The sequence below is a fragment of the Vibrio sp. R11-SG3-ISO3-SZ genome (assembly GCF_059834345.1).
This window is the reverse complement of the sequence record NZ_JCBDGX010000111.1, coordinates 1-19724: the sequence shown is the minus strand read 5'-3', so window position 1 is coordinate 19724 and position 19724 is coordinate 1. Positions and strand designations below refer to the sequence as shown.

At 48.9% G+C, this 19724-nt stretch carries 21 protein-coding genes; 18 read left to right on the top strand and 3 right to left on the bottom strand.

Features of this window, described 5'->3' with window-relative positions; genetic code table 11:
• The 14 genes from AC6R1O_RS13995 to glmU form a co-directional block, all read left to right on the top strand.
• The coding region (locus tag AC6R1O_RS13995; protein ID WP_500657234.1) for a tRNA modifying enzyme MnmG family protein at positions 1-614 on the top strand (614 nt) is incomplete at its 5' end.
• Positions 611-1243, top strand: coding sequence for a 16S rRNA (guanine(527)-N(7))-methyltransferase RsmG (rsmG, locus tag AC6R1O_RS13990; protein WP_487902954.1), 633 nt, complete (start codon positions 611-613; stop codon positions 1241-1243). The genes AC6R1O_RS13995 and rsmG, both read left to right, overlap by 4 nt.
• Before the next feature lie 14 nt (positions 1244-1257).
• A complete protein-coding gene (locus tag AC6R1O_RS13985) occupies positions 1258-2031 on the top strand; it encodes a ParA family protein (protein ID WP_334555535.1) in 774 nt (257 codons plus the stop codon).
• A gap of 21 nt (positions 2032-2052) precedes the next feature.
• Complete coding sequence (locus AC6R1O_RS13980; protein WP_487902953.1) at positions 2053-2955, top strand: ParB/RepB/Spo0J family partition protein; 903 nt, start codon at positions 2053-2055, stop codon at positions 2953-2955.
• Positions 2956-3097: 142 nt separating this feature from the next.
• Positions 3098-3502 (top strand): ATP synthase subunit I, encoded by a 405-nt coding sequence (locus AC6R1O_RS13975; RefSeq protein ID WP_334555537.1) that lies wholly within the window; start codon positions 3098-3100, stop codon positions 3500-3502.
• The gene (gene atpB, locus AC6R1O_RS13970) at positions 3495-4319 is read left to right on the top strand and encodes a F0F1 ATP synthase subunit A (RefSeq protein WP_334555538.1); all 825 of its coding nucleotides are present in this window, start codon (positions 3495-3497) and stop codon (positions 4317-4319) included. Before AC6R1O_RS13975 ends, atpB begins: the two co-directional genes overlap by 8 nt.
• 42 nt (positions 4320-4361) lie before the next feature.
• Positions 4362-4580 carry a F0F1 ATP synthase subunit C gene (atpE, locus tag AC6R1O_RS13965; RefSeq protein ID WP_334555539.1) on the top strand — a complete coding sequence of 73 codons (219 nt, stop codon included), beginning with the start codon at positions 4362-4364 and terminating at the stop codon, positions 4578-4580.
• A 73-nt stretch (positions 4581-4653) separates the two neighbouring features.
• The gene (gene atpF / locus AC6R1O_RS13960; RefSeq protein ID WP_487902952.1) at positions 4654-5124 is read left to right on the top strand and encodes a F0F1 ATP synthase subunit B; all 471 of its coding nucleotides are present in this window, start codon (positions 4654-4656) and stop codon (positions 5122-5124) included.
• A 15-nt stretch (positions 5125-5139) separates the two neighbouring features.
• The gene (locus tag AC6R1O_RS13955) at positions 5140-5670 is read left to right on the top strand and encodes a F0F1 ATP synthase subunit delta (RefSeq protein WP_487902951.1); all 531 of its coding nucleotides are present in this window, start codon (positions 5140-5142) and stop codon (positions 5668-5670) included.
• Between the two features lie 18 nt (positions 5671-5688).
• Positions 5689-7230 (top strand): F0F1 ATP synthase subunit alpha, encoded by a 1542-nt coding sequence (gene atpA, locus AC6R1O_RS13950; RefSeq protein ID WP_500626267.1) that lies wholly within the window; start codon positions 5689-5691, stop codon positions 7228-7230.
• 35 nt (positions 7231-7265) lie between these two features.
• Positions 7266-8132, top strand: a complete 867-nt coding sequence (gene atpG / locus AC6R1O_RS13945) for a F0F1 ATP synthase subunit gamma (RefSeq protein ID WP_334555543.1) — start codon at positions 7266-7268, stop codon at positions 8130-8132.
• Between the two features lie 30 nt (positions 8133-8162).
• A complete protein-coding gene (gene atpD, locus AC6R1O_RS13940; RefSeq protein WP_334555544.1) occupies positions 8163-9566 on the top strand; it encodes a F0F1 ATP synthase subunit beta in 1404 nt (467 codons plus the stop codon).
• Positions 9567-9588: 22 nt separating this feature from the next.
• Positions 9589-10020 (top strand): F0F1 ATP synthase subunit epsilon, encoded by a 432-nt coding sequence (locus tag AC6R1O_RS13935; protein ID WP_487902950.1) that lies wholly within the window; start codon positions 9589-9591, stop codon positions 10018-10020.
• A gap of 254 nt (positions 10021-10274) precedes the next feature.
• A complete protein-coding gene (gene glmU / locus AC6R1O_RS13930; protein WP_500630498.1) occupies positions 10275-11636 on the top strand; it encodes a bifunctional UDP-N-acetylglucosamine diphosphorylase/glucosamine-1-phosphate N-acetyltransferase GlmU in 1362 nt (453 codons plus the stop codon).
• A 50-nt stretch (positions 11637-11686) separates the two neighbouring features.
• Here glmU and AC6R1O_RS13925 read toward each other — a convergent pair whose 3' ends face one another.
• Positions 11687-12427 (bottom strand): amino acid ABC transporter permease, encoded by a 741-nt coding sequence (locus AC6R1O_RS13925; RefSeq protein WP_500630497.1) that lies wholly within the window; start codon positions 12425-12427, stop codon positions 11687-11689.
• A gap of 142 nt (positions 12428-12569) precedes the next feature.
• On the opposite strand from AC6R1O_RS13925, the gene AC6R1O_RS13920 reads away from it, so the two are divergent.
• On the top strand, positions 12570-13292 hold the full coding sequence (locus AC6R1O_RS13920) for a transporter substrate-binding domain-containing protein (RefSeq protein WP_500630526.1): 723 nt from the start codon (positions 12570-12572) through the stop codon (positions 13290-13292).
• Positions 13293-13354: 62 nt separating this feature from the next.
• Here AC6R1O_RS13920 and fadA read toward each other — a convergent pair whose 3' ends face one another.
• Complete coding sequence (gene fadA / locus AC6R1O_RS13915) at positions 13355-14530, bottom strand: acetyl-CoA C-acyltransferase FadA (RefSeq protein ID WP_334555551.1); 1176 nt, start codon at positions 14528-14530, stop codon at positions 13355-13357.
• 12 nt (positions 14531-14542) lie between these two features.
• A complete protein-coding gene (gene fadB / locus AC6R1O_RS13910) occupies positions 14543-16714 on the bottom strand; it encodes a fatty acid oxidation complex subunit alpha FadB (RefSeq protein ID WP_500628948.1) in 2172 nt (723 codons plus the stop codon).
• Between the two features lie 261 nt (positions 16715-16975).
• On the opposite strand from fadB, the gene AC6R1O_RS13905 reads away from it, so the two are divergent.
• From AC6R1O_RS13905 to hemG, 3 genes are read left to right on the top strand one after another with little or no spacing between them, the layout of a single operon-like run.
• The gene (locus tag AC6R1O_RS13905; RefSeq protein WP_334555556.1) at positions 16976-17602 is read left to right on the top strand and encodes a YigZ family protein; all 627 of its coding nucleotides are present in this window, start codon (positions 16976-16978) and stop codon (positions 17600-17602) included.
• A gap of 42 nt (positions 17603-17644) precedes the next feature.
• Positions 17645-19102 (top strand): TrkH family potassium uptake protein, encoded by a 1458-nt coding sequence (locus AC6R1O_RS13900; RefSeq protein WP_500630496.1) that lies wholly within the window; start codon positions 17645-17647, stop codon positions 19100-19102.
• Positions 19103-19111: 9 nt separating this feature from the next.
• Positions 19112-19636 (top strand): menaquinone-dependent protoporphyrinogen IX dehydrogenase, encoded by a 525-nt coding sequence (gene hemG / locus AC6R1O_RS13895; RefSeq protein WP_334555554.1) that lies wholly within the window; start codon positions 19112-19114, stop codon positions 19634-19636.
• Positions 19637-19724 lie beyond the last annotated feature (88 nt).

Here is a 19724-nt window from a genome sequence, read left to right as displayed (position 1 = left end):
TCACCTCACGTGCCGAGTACCGTTTGCTGCTGCGTGAAGACAACGCCGATCTGCGTTTGACAGAAAAAGCGCATGAATTGGGCTTGGTGAGTGAGGCGCGTTGGACGCGATTCAATCAAAAGATCGAGCAGATGGAAAAAGAGCGTCAGCGCCTACAAGATATCTGGATTAATCCGAAATCGGCGGGGATCGATGCGCTGAACGATCTACTGAAAACTCCGTTAGTGCGTGAAGCAAGCGGTGAAGATCTTCTTCGTCGCCCTGAAATCACCTATCAGCAGCTGACCTCGCTAGAGACCTTCCAGCCTGCGCTGGATGATCAACAAGCGGCAGAGCAAGTGGAAATTCAAGTCAAGTACGAAGGTTACATCAAGCGTCAGCAAGACGAGATTGAGAAATCATTGCGTCATGAACACACCAAGTTGCCGCTCGATTTGGATTACCGACAAGTGAAAGGTTTGTCGAACGAAGTGATTGCCAAGCTGTCAGAAGCCAAACCTGAGTCGATTGGTATTGCTTCTCGTATCTCAGGTATTACGCCAGCCGCAATCTCCATTTTGTTGGTGCATTTGAAAAAGCACGGTATGTTGAAAAAAGGTGAGGAAGCGGCATGAGCGCACTACGTGACAAACTCGATGCGCTGATCGCGACCACTGACCTGCAGGTCTCTGATGCGCAACGCGAGCAGTTGGTGGGTTATGTGGCAATGCTGGACAAGTGGAACAAAGCCTACAACCTGACCTCAGTGCGTGACCCGTTTGAGATGTTAGTTAAACACATCTTGGATAGCATTGTTGTGAGTACTCACTTAGTCGGTGAGCGCTTTATCGATGTCGGTACTGGTCCAGGATTGCCAGGGATCCCTTTGGCGATCATGCACCCAGAGAAAACCTTTTATTTGCTCGACAGTCTCGGCAAACGCATTCGCTTTATCAAACAAGTGCTGCATGAGCTGGGGATAAAAAACGTGACGCCGATTCAAAGTCGCGTCGAAGAGTTTCAACCAGAAGAGAAGTTTGACGCTGTTCTAAGTCGCGCATTCGCTTCTATGGTAGACATGGTCAGTTGGTGTCATCATCTTCCAAAAGCGGAGTCAGGCGTGTTTCTGGCGCTGAAAGGTCAATTGCCTCAGGATGAGATTGAACAATTGCCCGACTGGTGTTCTGTGAGCGAGATCAAAGCTTTGAATGTTCCAGAGTTGGAAGGCGAGCGTCATCTAGTAATCTTATCGCGCAAGGATTAATAGCGAGGTTCACTGTGGGAAAAATCGTAGCAATTGCTAACCAAAAAGGTGGCGTGGGTAAAACAACGACCTGTGTCAACTTAGCCGCATCTATGGCTGCGACTAAGCGAAAAGTGTTGGTCATTGACCTCGACCCGCAAGGAAACGCAACCATGGCAAGCGGTGTTGATAAGTACCAAGTCGACGCCACTGCCTACGAACTGCTGGTTGAAGACGTACCGTTCGAAGAGGTGGTCTGTCGTAAGACGTCTGGCAATTACGATTTGATCGCGGCTAACGGTGATGTCACCGCCGCAGAAATCAAATTAATGGAAGTGTTTGCCCGCGAAGTGCGTCTCAAGCACGCCTTATCCTCCGTTCGTGATAACTATGATTTCATCTTTATCGATTGTCCTCCGTCGCTAAACCTTCTTACAATCAATGCTATGGCTGCAGCTGATTCCGTCTTGGTTCCGATGCAGTGCGAGTATTTCGCGTTAGAAGGGTTAACGGCATTGATGGATACAATCAGCAAGCTCGCTGCTGTCGTCAACGAAAATCTAAGAATCGAGGGCTTGTTACGCACCATGTATGACCCGCGTAATCGCCTCTCGAATGAAGTGTCCGATCAACTCAAAAAGCACTTTGGCAACAAAGTGTACCGCACTGTTATTCCCCGAAATGTTCGCTTGGCCGAAGCGCCGAGTCATGGCAAACCTGCCATGTATTACGACAAGTATTCAGCGGGCGCAAAAGCGTACCTTGCCCTTGCTGGAGAAATGCTTCGCCGCGAAGAAGTACCCGCATAATCAACCGAAGGATTCCGTCTTATGTCTAAACGTGGTTTAGGTAAAGGGCTTGACGCTCTGCTATCGACCAGCTCACTGGCGCGTGAGAAACAGCAAAGTGCGCTCAATAGCCAAGCGTTGTCGTCCGATGGGCATTTGACTGAACTGAGTATCAATGCGTTACAACCGGGCGTGTATCAGCCCCGCAAAGAGATGGAGCCTGAAGCGCTCGAAGAGTTGGCCTCATCGATAGAGTCGCAAGGGATTATCCAGCCGATTGTTGTGCGTCAGGTTGAGGCGGACAAATACGAAATCATCGCTGGCGAACGTCGCTGGCGTGCGGCGCGTAAAGCCGGTCTCAAGCAAGTGCCTTGCGTGGTCAAAAATGTCGAAGACCGTGCGGCGGTTGCGATGGCATTGATTGAAAACATTCAGCGCGAAGACCTCAATGCAATTGAAGAAGCCCAAGCATTGGAGCGTCTTCAAGACGAATTTGAATTGACTCATCAGCAAGTGGCGGATGCGATTGGTAAATCACGAACCACCGTGAGTAACTTGCTAAGACTCAACCAGTTAGATGATGAAGTGAAAGCTTTGATGTCGGCCAAATTGATTGAGATGGGCCATGCTCGCGCGCTACTGGCGTTAGAAGCCACGCAGCAAGTGGCGCTCGCCAATCACGTTGCCAAGAAAAAACTGACGGTGCGTCAAACAGAAAACTTAGTAAAAAAGACGCTCCAGGGCGAAGTTGAATCAACCACGCCAAAACCAGAAATTGATAACACGACGGAGTTGTCGTTAAAGCATTTGTCTGAACAATTAAACACAAAAGTTGCCCTACAAATGTCAACAAAAGGCGATGGTAAAATTGTCATCAACTTTGCAGACAATGAGCAACTTCAATCGATGTTAAAACAACTACAAAACATCGATTCCGCTTCCTAGCTCACACTTCCTAGTAGGAATAAAGCTTATCACCGAAGCAATTATTGTGTTTTTGGGTAAGAACTATATAATTTTCGTGCTTTTTTTCACCATGCATTGACTGTGATCAATGCGGTGTTAGATACAGAAACAGGTGCTTTTGATGTTTAGTGCAAATCGAAGCAAGCAAGGAAGAGCTGCTTTTAGACTCGTCCACCTCCAGCTGATATTTGTGCTCCTCATCGGGAGCTTGGCTTATGTGATGATCAGCCCTGAAACGGCTCGCTTTGTTTTAAAAGGCGGCTTTATCGCGGTGATGGGTAATTACATTTATGCCCTGTTTACGTTTTTCCCTAAACCAGGGTCCGATGGGAAAGTTCTCCTTGGCTTCCTGATGGTGGGATGGGCGTTAAAGCTGGTGTTTACCATAGTGATGTTTGTGTTGGTGTTTTCTGTCAACGAGTTCCTCAAACCAGGGGCGTTCTTTACAGGTTACAAGCTCACACTGCTGATCTTCTGGTTATCACCAATTTTATTTTTTCATAAAAATGGGATTAACCATGGCTGATACTCCGCAGGAATATATTCAGCACCACCTAACCAACGCGAAGATTTGTGTGGTTGATGGTGGCGTAGCAACCAACTATGGTTGTGCCGACGCTGGGTTCTGGACCTTACATTGGGATTCATTGTTGTTCTCTGTTGGTCTAGGTGCACTATTTTTGTGGTTGTTTTATCGTGTCGGAAAAAATGCAACCACAGGCACGCCTGGTAAGCTGCAATGTTTTATCGAAATGGTCGTAGAGCAAGTCGATGCCATTGTAAAAGATGCTTTCCATGGTCGTGATAAATTAGTCGCACCACTAGCTCTCACCTTGTTTGTGTGGATTTTCCTCATGAACTTGATGGATCTAGTACCCGTTGACTTTATTCCTCATCTAATGGGGGCGGCTGGCTTTGAGTACTTTAAGATCGTACCAACGGTTGACTTAAACATCACGCTAGCACTTGCATTAGGTGTCCTAGTACTGACGGTGGTTTACTACATCAAGTACAAAGGATTTAAAGGATTTGTGAAAGAATTTACGCTTCACCCAATTAACAATAAAGCGTTAATTCCTTTCAACTTAGTTTTGGAAAGTGTCTCATTGCTGGCTAAGCCGGTGTCTCTTTCTTTACGTCTTTACGGCAACATGTACTCGGGCGAGTTGATCTTTATTCTGATCGCTGTGACCTACGGTGCTGGTGTTGTATTGGGTGGATTAGGTGTCGTCGCGCACGTCATTTGGGCAATCTTCCACATATTAGTAATTGTTTTACAAGCCTTCATTTTTACAATGCTGACTGTTGTTTACCTCAGCATGGCAAGTAACGATTCACATTAATTTTTACCTAACTTTTTTATCAAATCTGATTTGGAGATAATTATGGAAATTTATTTGGTTGTAGGTCTACTACTAGGCATGTGTGCTATCGCAACAGGTTTTGGTTTCGCGATCCTTGGTGGTAAGTTCCTTGAGTCAGTTGCTCGCCAGCCTGAAATGGCGCCTGTTCTACAAACCAACATGTTCATCATCGCGGGTCTATTGGATGCGGTTCCAATGATCGGTGTTGGTATCTCTATGTACATGCTATTCGCACTGTAATAGACCTCTCTTATTCATTCATGATACGTCGTTTCGATGTTTCGAAACTAAGAATAGGTAAAGGAGGGTCATTGTGAATATCAATGCTACTCTGCTGGGACAAGCAATAGCATTTCTAATTTTTGTGTGGTTCTGCATGAAGTTCGTGTGGCCACCATTAATTGCTGCTATTGAAGAACGCCAAAAGAAGATCTCTGAAGGTCTAGAGTCGGCTGCACGTGCGGACAAAGCGTTAGAGCTTGCCAAGCACAATGCGGCAGACCAGCTGAAAGACGCGAAGAAACAAGCATTAGAAATCATCGAGCAAGCGAATAAACGCAAAGCTCAGATTTTGGATGAAGCCCGCAACGAAGCTACTGTCGAGCGAGATCATATTCTTTCTCAAGGTAAAGCTGAGCTGGAAGCAGAAACATTGCGTGCGCGCAATGAGCTGAAGAAAGACGTGGCGAGCTTAGTGATTCTTGGCGCAGAGAAAGTGATCGAGCGTTCTATTGATCCAGCTGCACATCAAGACATCCTTGATAGTATTTCAGCAAAACTATAACAAGAGGGCATCAGTATGTCGGATTTGACAACTATTGCTCGACCATATGCTAAGGCTGCATACGGCTTTGCGAGTGATAATAGTGCCATTGAACAATGGTCACAGATGCTTGCATTTGCCAAAGAGATGTCTTCAGTAAAAGAGCTAAAGACCGCTGCTTTGAGTTTGCAGCCTGAGCAACTAGTGCAATTGTATGTTGATGTTGGCGGGGAATACTTTGATGAACCCTTTCAAAACTTTTTGAAAGTGGTGATCGAGAATCGTCGCACCTCAGCGTTAAGTGATATTTATCAGCAGTACAAGAAACTGGCAGACAAGGCTTCAAACACGAAAGAGGTGACGGTTACGACGTCTACTGAATTGTCTGAAGCGCAAAAGTCGCAGCTTATCGCCAGCCTTGAACAGCGTTTTGGTGGCACAGTGAAATTAAACTGTATCGTTGATGCGCACTTGATCGGCGGCGCGGTTATCCGTGATGGCGATACTGTGTTGGATAACTCACTCGTTAGCCGTTTAACTCGTCTTAAAGACGTTATTAAGTCTTAAATTAGGGGAATTGGAGCAATGCAACTTAATTCCACGGAAATTAGCGAACTGATTAGACAGCGCATTGAAAAATTCAATGTCGTGTCTGAAGTTCGTAATGAGGGTACGATCGTCTCTGTAAGTGACGGTATTCTCCGCATTCACGGTCTTGAAGATGTGATGCAAGGTGAAATGATCGAGCTTCCAGGTGATCGTTTTGCATTGGCATTAAACCTAGAGCGCGACTCTGTTGGTGCTGTAGTGATGGGCCCGTACGCAGACCTTAAAGAAGGGATGAAAGTGACGGGTACTGGACGCATCCTTGAAGTACCTGTAGGCCCTGAGCTGCTTGGCCGTGTGGTTAACACACTGGGTCAACCAATTGATGGCAAAGGTCCTATCGATGCGAAACTGAGCTCACCAGTTGAAGTGATTGCACCAGGTGTTATCGACCGTAAATCGGTTGATCAGCCTGTTCAAACCGGTTACAAGTCTGTTGACTCAATGATCCCAATCGGTCGTGGTCAGCGTGAGCTTATCATCGGTGACCGTCAGACTGGTAAAACGGCGATGGCGATCGATGCCATCATCAACCAGAAAGACTCGGGTATTTTCTCTATCTACGTAGCGATTGGTCAAAAAGCATCGACCATTGCTAACGTGGTTCGCAAACTAGAAGAGCACGGCGCACTGCAGAACACGATTGTTGTCGTAGCATCGGCTTCTGAATCTGCAGCGCTTCAATACCTAGCGCCATACGCAGGTTGTGCGATGGGTGAGTACTTCCGTGACCGCGGTGAAGATGCACTGATTGTTTACGATGACCTGTCTAAACAAGCGGTTGCTTACCGTCAGATCTCTCTACTCCTAAAACGTCCACCAGGCCGTGAGGCTTTCCCGGGTGACGTATTCTACCTCCACTCACGTCTACTAGAGCGCGCTGCGCGAGTAAACGAAGAGTACGTAGAGCGTTTCACCAACGGTGAAGTGAAAGGTAAGACAGGCTCTTTGACTGCGCTACCTATCATCGAAACTCAAGCGGGTGACGTATCGGCATTCGTACCGACCAACGTAATCTCGATTACCGACGGTCAGATCTTCCTACAAACTGAACTGTTCAACGCGGGTGTACGCCCAGCGGTTGACCCAGGTATCTCAGTATCTCGTGTAGGTGGTTCGGCTCAGACGAAAATCATCAAGAAACTGTCAGGTGGTATCCGTACTGCATTGGCGGCATACCGTGAATTGGCAGCCTTTGCTCAGTTCTCATCGGATCTTGATGCAGCGACCAAACGCCAGCTAAATCACGGTCAGAAAGTGACTGAATTGATGAAGCAGCAGCAGTACGCGCCAATGTCAGTGTTTGACCAAGCATTGTCTATTTTCGCGGCGGAACGTGGCTATCTCGATGATATCGAGCTCAACAAAGTCCTCGACTTTGAAGGTGCTCTACTATCGTATGCTCGTGCTCAGCATGCAGATTTTGCAGCTGAGATCGACAAGTCTGGCGCTTACAACGATGAAATCGAAGCTCAACTGAAAGCCTTGGTTGATGATTTCAAAGCAACCCAAACTTGGTAATTACAAGCAAGTTTTGTAATTAACGGAGAGTAACGATGGCCAATACAAAAGAAATTCGTAGCAAGATTGGTAGTGTCAAAAGCACTCAAAAAATCACGAAAGCGATGGAAATGGTAGCGGCTTCCAAAATGCGTCGTACGCAAGATGCAATGGAAGGCCCTCGTCCTTACGCTGAAATAATACGTAAAGTCATTGGTCATTTAGCGCACGGTACCTTGGAATACAAACATCCATTCCTTGTAGAACGTGGCGCTAAGCGCGTTGGGTATATTGTGGTATCGACCGATCGTGGTCTTTGTGGCGGCTTGAACATTAACTTGTTCAAGCAAGCCGTCAAGGAGATGAACGATTGGTCGAATCAAGGTGTAGAGATTGAGCTGGCAGTGATCGGTTCAAAAGCCACATCTTACTTCAATAGCATAGGTGCGAAGATTGTCGCTCAAACCTCAGGTTTGGGAGACACGCCATCATTAGATGATCTGATCGGTTCTATCAAAGTCATGCTTAAGAAGTATGAAGAGGGTGAAATCGATCGCTTGTACCTAGTGTTCAATGAGTTTGTGAACTCAATGACACAGCAACCCAAAATTGATCAATTAATACCTTTGCCTAAGTCCATGAGTGACGATGAGTCGTTCAAGCATGCGTGGAGCTATATGTTTGAGTCAGACCAAAAGGTTCTGCTCAATACCTTGATGTCTCGTTATATCGAGTCTCAGGTGTACCAGGCTGTGGTTGAAAACTTAGCGTGCGAAATGGCTGCTCGTATGATTGCTATGAAAGCAGCATCTGACAATGCTGGAAACTTGATCGATGAACTAGAGCTTGTGTACAACAAAGCCCGTCAAGCGGCGATTACACAAGAGCTATCCGAGATCGTTTCTGGTGCGGCAGCAGTGTAATTTAGGCAGATTAAATTTAGAGGATTAACGATGGCTACAGGTAAGATCGTACAGATCATCGGTGCGGTAGTCGACGTAGAGTTCCCACAGAGCGATGTACCAAGTGTATATGACGCTCTAAACGTTACGGACTCAAAAGAGCGTCTTGTTCTTGAAGTTCAGCAACAGCTAGGCGGTGGCGTAGTTCGTTGTATCGTAATGGGTAGCTCTGATGGTTTACGTCGCGGAGTGGAAGTGGTTAACACAGGCGCTCCAATTTCAGTACCAGTAGGTACTAAGACCCTAGGTCGTATCATGAACGTTCTAGGTGACGCGATTGACGAGCGTGGCGAAATCGGTGCAGAAGAGGTTTACTCTATCCACCGTCAAGCGCCAAGCTACGAAGAGCAATCAAACGAGACAGCGCTTCTAGAAACCGGCGTAAAAGTAATCGACCTAGTTTGTCCATTCGCTAAGGGTGGTAAAATCGGTCTATTCGGTGGTGCAGGTGTAGGTAAGACCGTTAACATGATGGAACTTATCAACAACATCGCACTACAACACTCTGGTCTTTCTGTATTCGCGGGTGTAGGTGAGCGTACTCGTGAGGGTAACGACTTCTACTACGAAATGCAGGAAGCGGGCGTAGTAAACATCGAAAAACCTGAAGAATCAAAGGTTGCGATGGTTTACGGTCAGATGAACGAGCCACCAGGCAACCGTCTACGTGTTGCACTGACAGGTCTAACGATGGCTGAGCGTTTCCGTGACGAAGGACGTGACGTTCTACTGTTCGTTGATAACATCTACCGTTACACGCTGGCGGGTACGGAAGTATCTGCACTGCTAGGTCGTATGCCTTCTGCAGTAGGTTACCAGCCAACTCTTGCAGAAGAGATGGGTGTACTTCAGGAGCGTATCACGTCAACAAAAGCGGGTTCTATCACGTCTGTACAGGCGGTATACGTACCAGCGGATGACTTGACTGACCCGTCTCCAGCCACCACGTTCGCGCACTTGGATGCAACGGTTGTACTTAACCGTAACATCGCAGCTATGGGTCTATACCCAGCGATCGACCCACTTGACTCAACGTCTCGTCAGCTTGACCCATTGGTCGTTGGTCAAGAGCACTACGACATCGCTCGTGGCGTTCAGCAGACACTTCAGCGCTACAAAGAGCTGAAAGACATCATCGCTATCCTAGGTATGGACGAGCTATCTGAAGAAGATAAGCAAGTCGTATCTCGTGCACGTAAGATTGAGCGTTTCTTGACTCAGCCTTACCACGTAGCGGAAGTCTTTACGGGTGACCCGGGTGTATACGTACCTCTTACAGAGACACTTCGTGGCTTTAAAGGTCTTCTTTCTGGTGAGTATGATGATATTCCTGAGCAGGCATTTATGTACTGCGGAAGCATCGACGACGCTCTAGAAAACGCGAAGAAGATGTAAGCGAAGACTTTAAGGAGGCGTTATGACTGCATCAGTGACCTTTAACCTAGACGTTGTGAGTGCCGAAGAGCGTATTTTCTCTGGCTATGCTCGCAGCATTCAAGTTTCAGGTGAAGAGGGTGATCTCGGTGTTTTAGCGGGTCATACTCCGTTGTTGACGCTGATTCGTCCTGGTATGGTTCGCATCGTAACAAAGAAAGGTGAGGAAGAAATTATTTACCTTTCGGGCGGTATTCTTGAAGTACAGGCTCACGATGTCACCATCTTGGCGGATACCGCTGTTCGAGGTGAAGACCTAGACAAAGCAAAAGCGGAAGAAGCAAAACAGCGTGCAGAAGAGCTGATCAACCTACCTCACGGTGACGTTGATTACGCGAAAGCTGCGGCTGAGCTGGCGAAAGCGGTCGCTCAATTGAAAGTCATTGAGCTCGTGAGACGCAGCAGCCGTCGCTAGTATGATTGTGCGTTGAATCGCTAGATAAAGCCTCGAGTTCGCTCGGGGCTTTTGTTTATTTACCGCAACCTATTTTCTCCGAGTGAAACAGTTTCGCCAACCGAGCAGAGCGCCGTGAGTTAGCCAACTTAGGTGGCGAGAAGGCTGGTGGCTGCTTAATTTTTAACGGAAAATTTTCCGATTTCATTAACTAATCGTTGATTAGTGTCTAGAATACCCCTCAAGTTTTTATGACAACGTCTATAGGTAATTTCATGAAGTTTAGCGCGGTGATTCTCGCGGCGGGCAAAGGGACTCGCATGTACTCTAACAAGCCAAAGGTACTGCATACCCTAGCGGGTAAACCCATGGTGAAGCACGTGATTGATACTTGCTCTGGGCTCGGCGCGCAAAACATCCATCTCGTCTATGGACACGGTGGCGATCAAATGCAAGCTGAACTGAGCCAAGAGTCGGTTAACTGGGTATTGCAAGCGGATCAATTAGGGACAGGTCATGCGGTGGATCAAGCGTCGGATCAGTTTCAAGATGATGAAAAGATCCTGGTGTTGTACGGCGACGTGCCTTTGATCTCGGAAGAGACCATTGAGAGTCTGCTTGATGCGCAGCCTACCGGCGGTATCGCGCTCTTGACTGTCGTCTTAGACAACCCAACAGGCTATGGCCGTATCGTCCGTAAGAATGGCCCTGTTGTGGCGATCGTTGAACAAAAAGATGCCACCGAAGAGCAGCGTCAAATCAAAGAGATCAACACAGGTGTGATGGTTGCGACAGGCGGCGATCTTAAGCGCTGGCTATCTGGCCTCAACAACCAAAACGCGCAAGGTGAATATTACCTCACCGATGTCATTGCGGCCGCGCACGACGAAGGACGCGCTGTCGAGGCCGTTCACCCAGTCAATCCTATCGAAGTGGAAGGGGTGAACGATCGCAATCAGTTGGCGCGCTTAGAACGTGCCTTCCAATCCATGCAAGCTCGCAAGCTGCTTGAACAAGGCGTGATGCTGCGTGACCCAGCACGTTTTGATTTGCGTGGTGAGCTGCAATGCGGTATGGACTGTGAGATTGACGTCAATGTTGTGATTGAAGGTAGCGTCTCTCTTGGCGATAACGTAGTGATTGGCGCTGGGTGTGTGCTCAAAGATTGCGAAATCGACGACAACACCATTGTGCGCCCATACAGCGTGATTGAAGGTGCTACGGTCGGTGAAGAGTGTACCGTTGGGCCATTTACCCGTCTTCGCCCTGGCGCAGAGCTGAAGAAAGATGCCCACGTTGGTAACTTTGTTGAAGTGAAAAACGCGCGTCTTGGTCAGGGTTCAAAAGCCAACCATCTCACTTATCTTGGCGATGCTGAGATTGGTGAGCGCACCAACATTGGCGCGGGTACGATTACGTGTAACTACGATGGCGCAAACAAGTTCAAAACCATCATCGGCAACGACGTGTTTGTTGGCTCAGACAGCCAGCTGGTGGCACCAGTGACGATTGCTGATGGCGCGACCATAGGCGCAGGCACGACGCTGACGAAAGACGTTGCACAAGGTGAGTTAGTCATCACTCGCGCTAAAGAGCGCAAGATTACAGGCTGGCAGCGTCCGGTGAAGAAAAAATAATCGTCTATGCTCAGTTTCAAAGCCGCTTCATTGAAGCGGCTTTTTTCTATCTATAAGCTTGGAATCGCAATGCGCTTTTCTAGCCAGCGCACGGCTTGAGAGACCAATAAGATAAGCAATAGATATTCGAGCACCAAGAAGGTGTATATCTCCAAAGGTAAGTATTCGGTGACCACCAGCTCGTTCGCTCTGCGGGTCAGATCGCTCAGACCAATGACACTGACCAACGAACTCATTTTGAGGATATAGACAAATTGGTTTCCCAGTGGCGGCAAAATCTGACGGAAGGCTTGTGGCAACATCACAAAGCGCATGGTCTGCCAGTAACTGAGTCCTAACGATTCAGAGGCTTCGCGTTGACCTCGGCTAATGGCTTGAATACCACCGCGAAAGACTTCCGCCATAAAGGCGCTTTCGGCGATCGTTAGGGCTATCACGCCTGCCCAGAAATGGTTTAAGGAAAGATCGAGTAAGGTAGGCATCCCATAATAGACCCACAGCAGCAAAACGAGCACCGGGACTGAGCGTACGCTTTCGACATAGAGGCGATTAAACCAACGTAACACTCTCAGGTTAGATAAGGCAGGCATCGCGACCATCAAGCCAAGGCTCATCGCGAGCACCATACTGAGCAAGGAGATCTGCACCGTCTCACCAAATCCACCCATCAAAAACAGCACATTTGCTCGGCCTTGCTCGGTGGTAGGATCGAGTACATACCATCCCCATTGATAGTCACTGCAGCCAGTCAGCAGCAGCGTAGTGATCAACACCCATACTTTAGTGGTCACATTACACCTTGTTTAGACTAGAAAATCCGTTTCTTACTGCTATGTTAACAATGAAAGTGGAATTCGTGTAATGACTAAGGACGATAAAATGAAACCGATCATCTTTGCACTGCTCATCAGCTTGTTGTCGCTCCCGCAAGCGATGGCTAAAGGCAGTCGCCTCCATCAGATTTTAGATTCAGGCGTTCTGCGTGTTGGTACGACCGGCGACTGGAATCCAATGACGATGAAAGACCCGGCGACCAATAGTTATCGAGGGTTTGATATCGATGTGACCACCGAATTAGCCAAAGACCTAGGGGTCAGTGTCGAGTTTGTCGCCACTGACTGGAAAACCTTGGTCAATGGCGTGACTGCCAACAAATATGACATTACAGGCAGTGCGTCGCTCAATATGTCTCGCGCTAAGGTAGCGGGGTACAGTCAGCCCTATTTTTATCTCGCTTTTGTCCCGGTTGTGCAGAAGAAGGATCTGGAGCGTTTCTCTGACTGGTCTGATTTTGACTCGCCTGACGTCAAAGTGGCTGCCACACTGGGTACCGTACAAGAAAAGATGGTGAAAGCGTTTTTCCCTTCTGCGCAGCACATTGTCATCGAAGCACCCGCTCGTGATTTTCAAGAGCTATTGGCGCGCCGCGCGGACGTCTCGGTGACCTCCAACGTGGAAGCTGCGACCTTGGTCGAGAAGTTTCAACAGCTGGCGATTGTGCCTGTCAAAGAGGCAAGAAAGCCCACCCCGATCGCGATGCTGTTACCCCAAGATGACCAAGTATGGATCAATTACATTAATCACTGGGTTGAGTTGAAGAAAACCCAAGGATTTTTCAAACAGACCGCCGAAAAGTGGGGGCTGAAAACACTTTAGTGTAATAGGTATAGATAGTAAAAGAGCCGCAAAGCGGCTCTTTTGACATTATTTGACACGCCTTATGGGCGTTCAAACACCGTCGCGATGCCTTGACCTAGACCGATACACATGGTCGCTAATCCGTATTTGGCGTCTTGCGCTTCCATAAGATTGATCAAGGTAGTTGAGATGCGTGAACCTGAGCAGCCTAACGGGTGACCGAGAGCGATAGCGCCGCCATTCAGGTTGACCTTTTCATCCATCACGTCCAGTAAGCCGAGATCTTTCGCAACAGGCAGAGCCTGGGCGGCGAAAGCCTCATTGAGCTCAACCACATCCATATCATCAATAGAGAGGCCAGCGCGCTTGAGGGCTTTTTGTGTTGCAGGTACAGGTCCGTATCCCATGATGGAAGGATCGCAACCGGCAATCGCCATACCTTTGATGCGAGCGCGAATGGTGAGACCAAGCTCTTTGGCTTTCTCCTCACTCATGATCAACATGGCTGAGGCGCCATCAGACAGGGCGGAAGAGGTGCCTGCAGTGACGGTACCGTTGGCAGGGTCAAACACGGGGCGCAACTGAGACAGACCTTCGACCGAGGTTTCTGGACGAATTACTTCATCAAAGTCGAGGGTAAACAGTGTGCCGTCTGCGGCGTGACCTTCGGTTGGAAGAATCTCGTTCTTAAAACGGCCTTCGACCGTGGCTGCGTGAGCTCTTGCGTGCGAACGTGCCGCGAACGCATCTTGCTGCTCACGACTGATCTGGTGCAGTTTGCCGAGCATCTCCGCGGTGAGACCCATCATACCCGCCGCTTTCGCTACGTGTTTTGACATGCCTGGGTGAAAGTCGACGCCATGATTCATTGGAACGTGCCCCATGTGCTCGACACCACCAATCAGACAGATCTCTGCATCGCCTGTCATGATGGCGCGCGTGCCATCGTGCAGCGCTTGCATTGAGGAGCCGCACAGACGGTTAACCGTCACGGCACCAATCTCAATCGGCAGCCCTGCGAGGAGCGCGGCGTTACGGGCAATATTGAAGCCTTGCTCAAGGGTTTGTTGCACACAGCCCCAGTAAATGTCTTCAATCTCGCTTGGGTTCACCTGCGGGTTACGGGCCAAGATGCCTTTCATTAAATGTGCCGATAAATCTTCTGCACGCGTATGGCGGAATGCGCCGCCTTTTGAACGTCCCATCGGAGTACGTAGACAATCGACAACGACAACGTTTCTAGTGTGGGTAGTCATGCTGAAATCTCCTTAGATAGAACTTTGCTGCTGTTGGCCATAGAAGGTCTCGCCTTTTTCAGCCATGGTTTTGAGCAGTTTTGGCACCTGGTACATCGCACCCAGATCCGAGTATTGCTGCGCCATTGCGACAAACTCAGCAATGCCCACACTATCGAGATAACGGAACACCCCACCACGGAATGGAGGGAAGCCAAGACCATAAACCAGCGCCATGTCCGCTTCTTGAGGAGAGGCGATGATGCCCTCTTCAAGACACAGCACCACTTCGTTGATCATTGGAATCATCATGCGTTGAATAATGGTTTGGTCATCAAACGCTTGCGACGATTGCGTCACTTCAGCGAGCAGCGGTAACACATCATCACTGAAGGTTTTCTTCGGTTTGCCTTTTCGATCGATGCTGTAGCTGTAGAAGCCACTGCCGTTTTTCTGGCCGTACTTGTTTGCATCAAACAGCGCATCAATCGCATCGCGATCCGATTTACCCATACGCTCTGGGAAGCCTTGCGCCATGACGGCTTGAGCATGATGCGCCGTATCAATACCGACCACATCGAGCAAGTAAGCAGGGCCCATCGGCCAACCAAATTGACGCTCCATGACTTTATCGACTTGGGTGAAATCGGCCCCATCACGCAGTAGCAAGCTAAAGCCGCCAAAGTAAGGGAAGAGCACACGGTTGACGAAAAATCCCGGGCAGTCATTGACCACAATCGGGGATTTGCCCATCTTAGCCGCATAGGCGACCACGCGGTTGATGGTGTCGTCTGAGGTGTGTTCACCACGGATGATCTCGACCAATGGCATGCGGTGTACTGGGTTAAAGAAGTGCATACCACAGAATTTGTCTGGGCGAGACAGCGACTTCGCCAGCAAGTTGATTGGGATAGTCGATGTGTTCGAGGTGATCACCGTCTCTTCGCTCACCTGCTGCTCAACTTCACTCAGCACGGCGGCTTTGACTTTCGGGTTTTCAACCACAGCTTCGACGACAACATCAGCTTGCTCAATGCCCGCGTAGTGCAAGCTTGGTGTGATGGAAGCAAGGATGCCTGCCATTTTGAAGCCATCAATACGGCCACGTTCAAGCTGCTTGTTGAGTAGCTTAGAGGCTTCGGTCATGCCCAGATCCAGTGATGGCTGAGCAATGTCTTTCATTAGCACCGGTACCCCTTTGAGGGCGGATTGGTAGGCAATACCGCCGCCCATGATGCCTGCGCCAAGTACCGCAGCTCGCGCCGTGGCTTTGTCGGCCGATTTTTCTGCTTTCTTGGCAATCCCTTTGATGTATTGATCGTTCAAGAACAGGCCAACTAACGCCTTCGCTTCCTCGGATTTTGCCAACGTAATAAAGTGTTTACGTTCAATGGCCAGCGCTTCATCGCGCGCAAAACCTGCGCCTTGTTCGATGGTCTTGACCGCCGTCATCGGCGCTGGGTAGTGTGGGCCTGCTTTCTGGGCGACTAACCCTTTGGCCATGGTAAAGCTCATCATAGATTCGAGCTTGCTGAGCGTCAGCGCGGAGGTTTTTTGTTTGCGGCGAGCTTGCCAGTCGATTTTCTCATTGACGGCTAGGGTGAGCGTGCTCAGCGCAGAGTCGTAAAGTCTCTCAGAGTCGACGACGGCGTCCAACAATCCGATCGCCAGTGCTTCGTCTGCACGGCAGGCTTTGCCTTGAGTGATCACTTCCATCGCGCTGTCTGCGCCGATCACGCGCGGTAGGCGAACACAGCCACCAAAGCCTGGCATGATGCCCAGTTTGGTCTCAGGTAGGCCGATGCTGGTGGTTTTATCGCCAATGCGCATGTCGGTAGCGAGTACACACTCACAACCGCCACCTAAGGTGTGGCCTTTGACTACAGAGACGGTCGGCACTGGGAGATCTTCAAGCTTATTGAAGATGCTGTTGGCGAATTGGAGCCACGTATCGAGCTGGGCTTCTGGTTTGGCAAACAAACCTAAGAATTCGGTGATGTCGGCGCCAACAATGAACGCGTCTTTGTCTGAAGTCAGCAGCAGACCTTTAAGACCGGAATGTTGAGCGAGGGCATCGAGCGCCTTATCGAGAGACTCGAGTGTGGCGAGATCGAGTTTGTTAACGGATTGTGGAGAGCAGAAACAGAGTTCAGCTAACCCGTCTTTTAATTCCTTTACCTGTAGGGTGTCGGCTTGGTAAATCATTGTCTATCTCCATGACATACAATCGTGGATTGCGTGTTGATCTCGCGAACCGGTCGTTATGGACCACGCAAGATTAACTAGGAAAGTTGTTATATTTATTGCTCTGGTTAGACCAGAGAACTTAGTGTGGATCGCTCATTGGACAAATTCAATACATTTTTCAAACAAGTGTTTAACATTGTGCGCTTGAACAAATCTTAGACGACGCGCAAACCGCTCTCATGTTAGACTCACGCCAGTTTGCCAAGACTTGCTATGCCCATGAATGATCACCCTTATTTAATTCCCTTGCAGCCTGCGGTGTTTGAAGAAGAGATAAAGAAGAGCGTCTTTATCACCCAGCTCGCCCATACACCGAGTATCGACAGTGCCAAGGCGTTTATCGAACAAGTGAGACGGGCGCACCCCAGTGCTCGGCACCATTGTTGGGGTTTTGTCGCAGGGCGACCGGAAAATTCCATGCTGTGGGGATTCAGTGATGATGGTGAGCCGTCGGGGACGGCGGGCAAACCCATTTTGGCTCAATTATCCGGATCGGGAGTTGGTGAAGTGACGGCAGTCGTCACCCGTTATTCAGGTGGTATCAAGCTGGGGACGGGAGGCTTGGTCAAAGCCTATGGTGGCGGTGTGGGGCAAGCGCTTAAGTTGCTTCAAACAATTGAGAAAAAAATCACCACAAACTTGCGACTGGAGTTAGACTATGGCTTCCTGCCTATTGCGCAGGCGATGCTACCGCAATTCAATGCCGTGGAAGTATCGGCCGAGTACAGCGATCATGTCGTGCTGGTGGTAGAGATAGAGCGGAGGGATGCCGCTGTGTTTACCCAGGCGGTCATCAATAAAAGTGGCGCCAAAGCTAACATCACCTCTTTCGATGGAAAACAATGATAATTAGGAAGTCTGAAGCCAAGCTTCAATAGTCGTCTCTGTATGCAATTTCGTTCAATTATTCGCATCGTCGGCCTACTGCTGGCCTTATTTAGCGTCACCATGCTGGCGCCTGCTTTAGTCGCACTTATCTATCGAGATGGTGCGGGCGTGCCCTTTGTCACCACCTTTTTTGTTTTGCTTGCCTGTGGCGCAGTGTGTTGGTTTCCGAATCGTCGTCATAAACATGAACTGAAAGCCCGTGATGGTTTTCTGATTGTGGTGCTGTTTTGGACGGTACTGGGCAGTGCAGGGGCGCTGCCTTTTTTAGCGGCGGATTACCCCAATGTGTCGGTGACCGATGCGTTTTTTGAATCATTCTCTGCGCTGACCACGACAGGGGCCACCGTCATTGTTGGGCTGGATGAGTTGCCAAAAGCGATCCTTTTTTATCGTCAGATACTGCAATGGTTTGGTGGCATGGGGATCATCGTGCTCGCGGTGGCGATATTACCCGTGCTGGGTATCGGTGGTATGCAGCTTTATCGCGCTGAGATCCCAGGTCCAGTTAAAGATACCAAGATGACGCCGAGGATTGCAGAAACTGCGAAAGCGCTTTGGTATATCTACCTCAGTTTGACGATCGCGTGTGCACTTGCGTTCTGGTTGGCCGGCATGACGCCATTCGATGCGATCAGCCACAGCTTTTCGACTATCGCGATCGGGGGCTTCTCTACTCATGACGCCAGTATGGGGTATTTCGATAGCTACGCCATCAATATGATCACTGTAGTGTTCTTATTGATTTCTGCCTGTAACTACTCACTTCACTTTGCCGCCTTCGCTTCTGGCGGTGTACACCCTAAATATTATTGGAAAGATCCCGAGTTTCGCGCATTCCTCTTTATTCAAGCGCTGCTCTTTATCATCTGTTTCCTGGTGTTATTGAATCATCATTCTTACGACTCAAAATACGATGCGTTTGACCAAGCGCTGTTCCAGACAGTTTCGATTTCGACAACAGCAGGCTTTACCACCACGGGATTCTCAGAGTGGCCGCTGTTTCTTCCCGTCCTATTGCTGTTCTCCTCTTTTATTGGTGGTTGCGCCGGTTCGACCGGTGGTGGGATGAAGGTGATCCGTATCCTGCTATTAACACTACAAGGCGTGCGAGAGCTCAAACGTCTGGTTCACCCAAGAGCGGTGTACACCATTAAAGTCGGCGGAAGTGCTCTATCACAACGAGTGGTCGATGCCGTGTGGGGATTTTTCTCTGCCTACGCATTGGTCTTTGTGGTCTGCATGCTGGGTCTTATTGCGACTGGCATGGATGAGTTAAGTGCCTTCTCCGCAGTGGCCGCCACGCTGAACAATTTAGGCCCAGGTCTTGGCGAAGTGGCGCTCCACTTCGGCGATGTAAATGATAAAGCTAAATGGGTGTTGATCGTCTCTATGCTGTTTGGGCGTCTCGAAGTGTTCACTCTACTGATTCTGCTGACCCCTACCTTTTGGAAAAGTTAAAGGAAGCCTATGTCAAAAGCGCTGTTTCTCTATTCTTCCCGTGAAGGACAGACAAAAAAAATTCTCCACACCCTGCAACAACAATTGGACATGGAGTGCGACATCATCGATCTCCACCTTGTTGATCAGGTCGACTTTGCCCCCTACGAGCGCGTGCTGGTCGGCGCCTCTATTCGTTATGGCCACTTAAATAAGCAACTGTATCGTTTTATTGAGCGAAACCTCGATCAACTGCAGCAGCACAAAGCAGCATTTATTTGTGTCAATCTGACCGCGAGAAAAGAAGCGCAAGGAAAGGACACCCCAGAAGGGAGTGCGTACATCAAAACCTTCCTCAGCAAATCCGCTTGGCAACCCAGTCTGATTGGTGTTTTTGCCGGGGCGCTGCGTTACCCACGTTATAATTGGTTCGATAAAACTATGATTAAGTTCATTATGTCGATGACAGGCGGTGAAACCGATACAACCAAAGAGGTGGAGTACACCAACTGGGAAAAAGTGCGCTTATTTGGTGAAAAGTTTAAAAATATGTAAAGAAAACGCTCGCTTATAACGCTTTGAGGTGATGTTTTAATCGAATAGCAAAGAAATGCCATTTTTTTTGAAAAAGGGGTTGCCAAGT

What these genes read in the sequence shown, in the direction of transcription:
- fadB (WP_500628948.1), bottom strand. Translation starts at nt 16,714, where the DNA reads ATGATTTACCAAGCCGACACCCTACAGGTAAAGGAATTAAAAGACGGG.
- glmU (WP_500630498.1), top strand. Translation starts at nt 10,275, where the DNA reads ATGAAGTTTAGCGCGGTGATTCTCGCGGCGGGCAAAGGGACTCGCATG.
- AC6R1O_RS13920 (WP_500630526.1), top strand. Translation starts at nt 12,570, where the DNA reads ATGGCTAAAGGCAGTCGCCTCCATCAGATTTTAGATTCAGGCGTTCTG.
- fadA (WP_334555551.1), bottom strand. Translation starts at nt 14,530, where the DNA reads ATGACTACCCACACTAGAAACGTTGTCGTTGTCGATTGTCTACGTACT.
- atpG (WP_334555543.1), top strand. Translation starts at nt 7,266, where the DNA reads ATGGCCAATACAAAAGAAATTCGTAGCAAGATTGGTAGTGTCAAAAGC.
- AC6R1O_RS13980 (WP_487902953.1), top strand. Translation starts at nt 2,053, where the DNA reads ATGTCTAAACGTGGTTTAGGTAAAGGGCTTGACGCTCTGCTATCGACC.
- atpB (WP_334555538.1), top strand. Translation starts at nt 3,495, where the DNA reads ATGGCTGATACTCCGCAGGAATATATTCAGCACCACCTAACCAACGCG.
- AC6R1O_RS13955 (WP_487902951.1), top strand. Translation starts at nt 5,140, where the DNA reads ATGTCGGATTTGACAACTATTGCTCGACCATATGCTAAGGCTGCATAC.
- AC6R1O_RS13935 (WP_487902950.1), top strand. Translation starts at nt 9,589, where the DNA reads ATGACTGCATCAGTGACCTTTAACCTAGACGTTGTGAGTGCCGAAGAG.
- atpE (WP_334555539.1), top strand. Translation starts at nt 4,362, where the DNA reads ATGGAAATTTATTTGGTTGTAGGTCTACTACTAGGCATGTGTGCTATC.
- atpD (WP_334555544.1), top strand. Translation starts at nt 8,163, where the DNA reads ATGGCTACAGGTAAGATCGTACAGATCATCGGTGCGGTAGTCGACGTA.
- AC6R1O_RS13905 (WP_334555556.1), top strand. Translation starts at nt 16,976, where the DNA reads ATGAATGATCACCCTTATTTAATTCCCTTGCAGCCTGCGGTGTTTGAA.
- AC6R1O_RS13975 (WP_334555537.1), top strand. Translation starts at nt 3,098, where the DNA reads ATGTTTAGTGCAAATCGAAGCAAGCAAGGAAGAGCTGCTTTTAGACTC.
- atpA (WP_500626267.1), top strand. Translation starts at nt 5,689, where the DNA reads ATGCAACTTAATTCCACGGAAATTAGCGAACTGATTAGACAGCGCATT.
- rsmG (WP_487902954.1), top strand. Translation starts at nt 611, where the DNA reads ATGAGCGCACTACGTGACAAACTCGATGCGCTGATCGCGACCACTGAC.
- hemG (WP_334555554.1), top strand. Translation starts at nt 19,112, where the DNA reads ATGTCAAAAGCGCTGTTTCTCTATTCTTCCCGTGAAGGACAGACAAAA.
- AC6R1O_RS13900 (WP_500630496.1), top strand. Translation starts at nt 17,645, where the DNA reads ATGCAATTTCGTTCAATTATTCGCATCGTCGGCCTACTGCTGGCCTTA.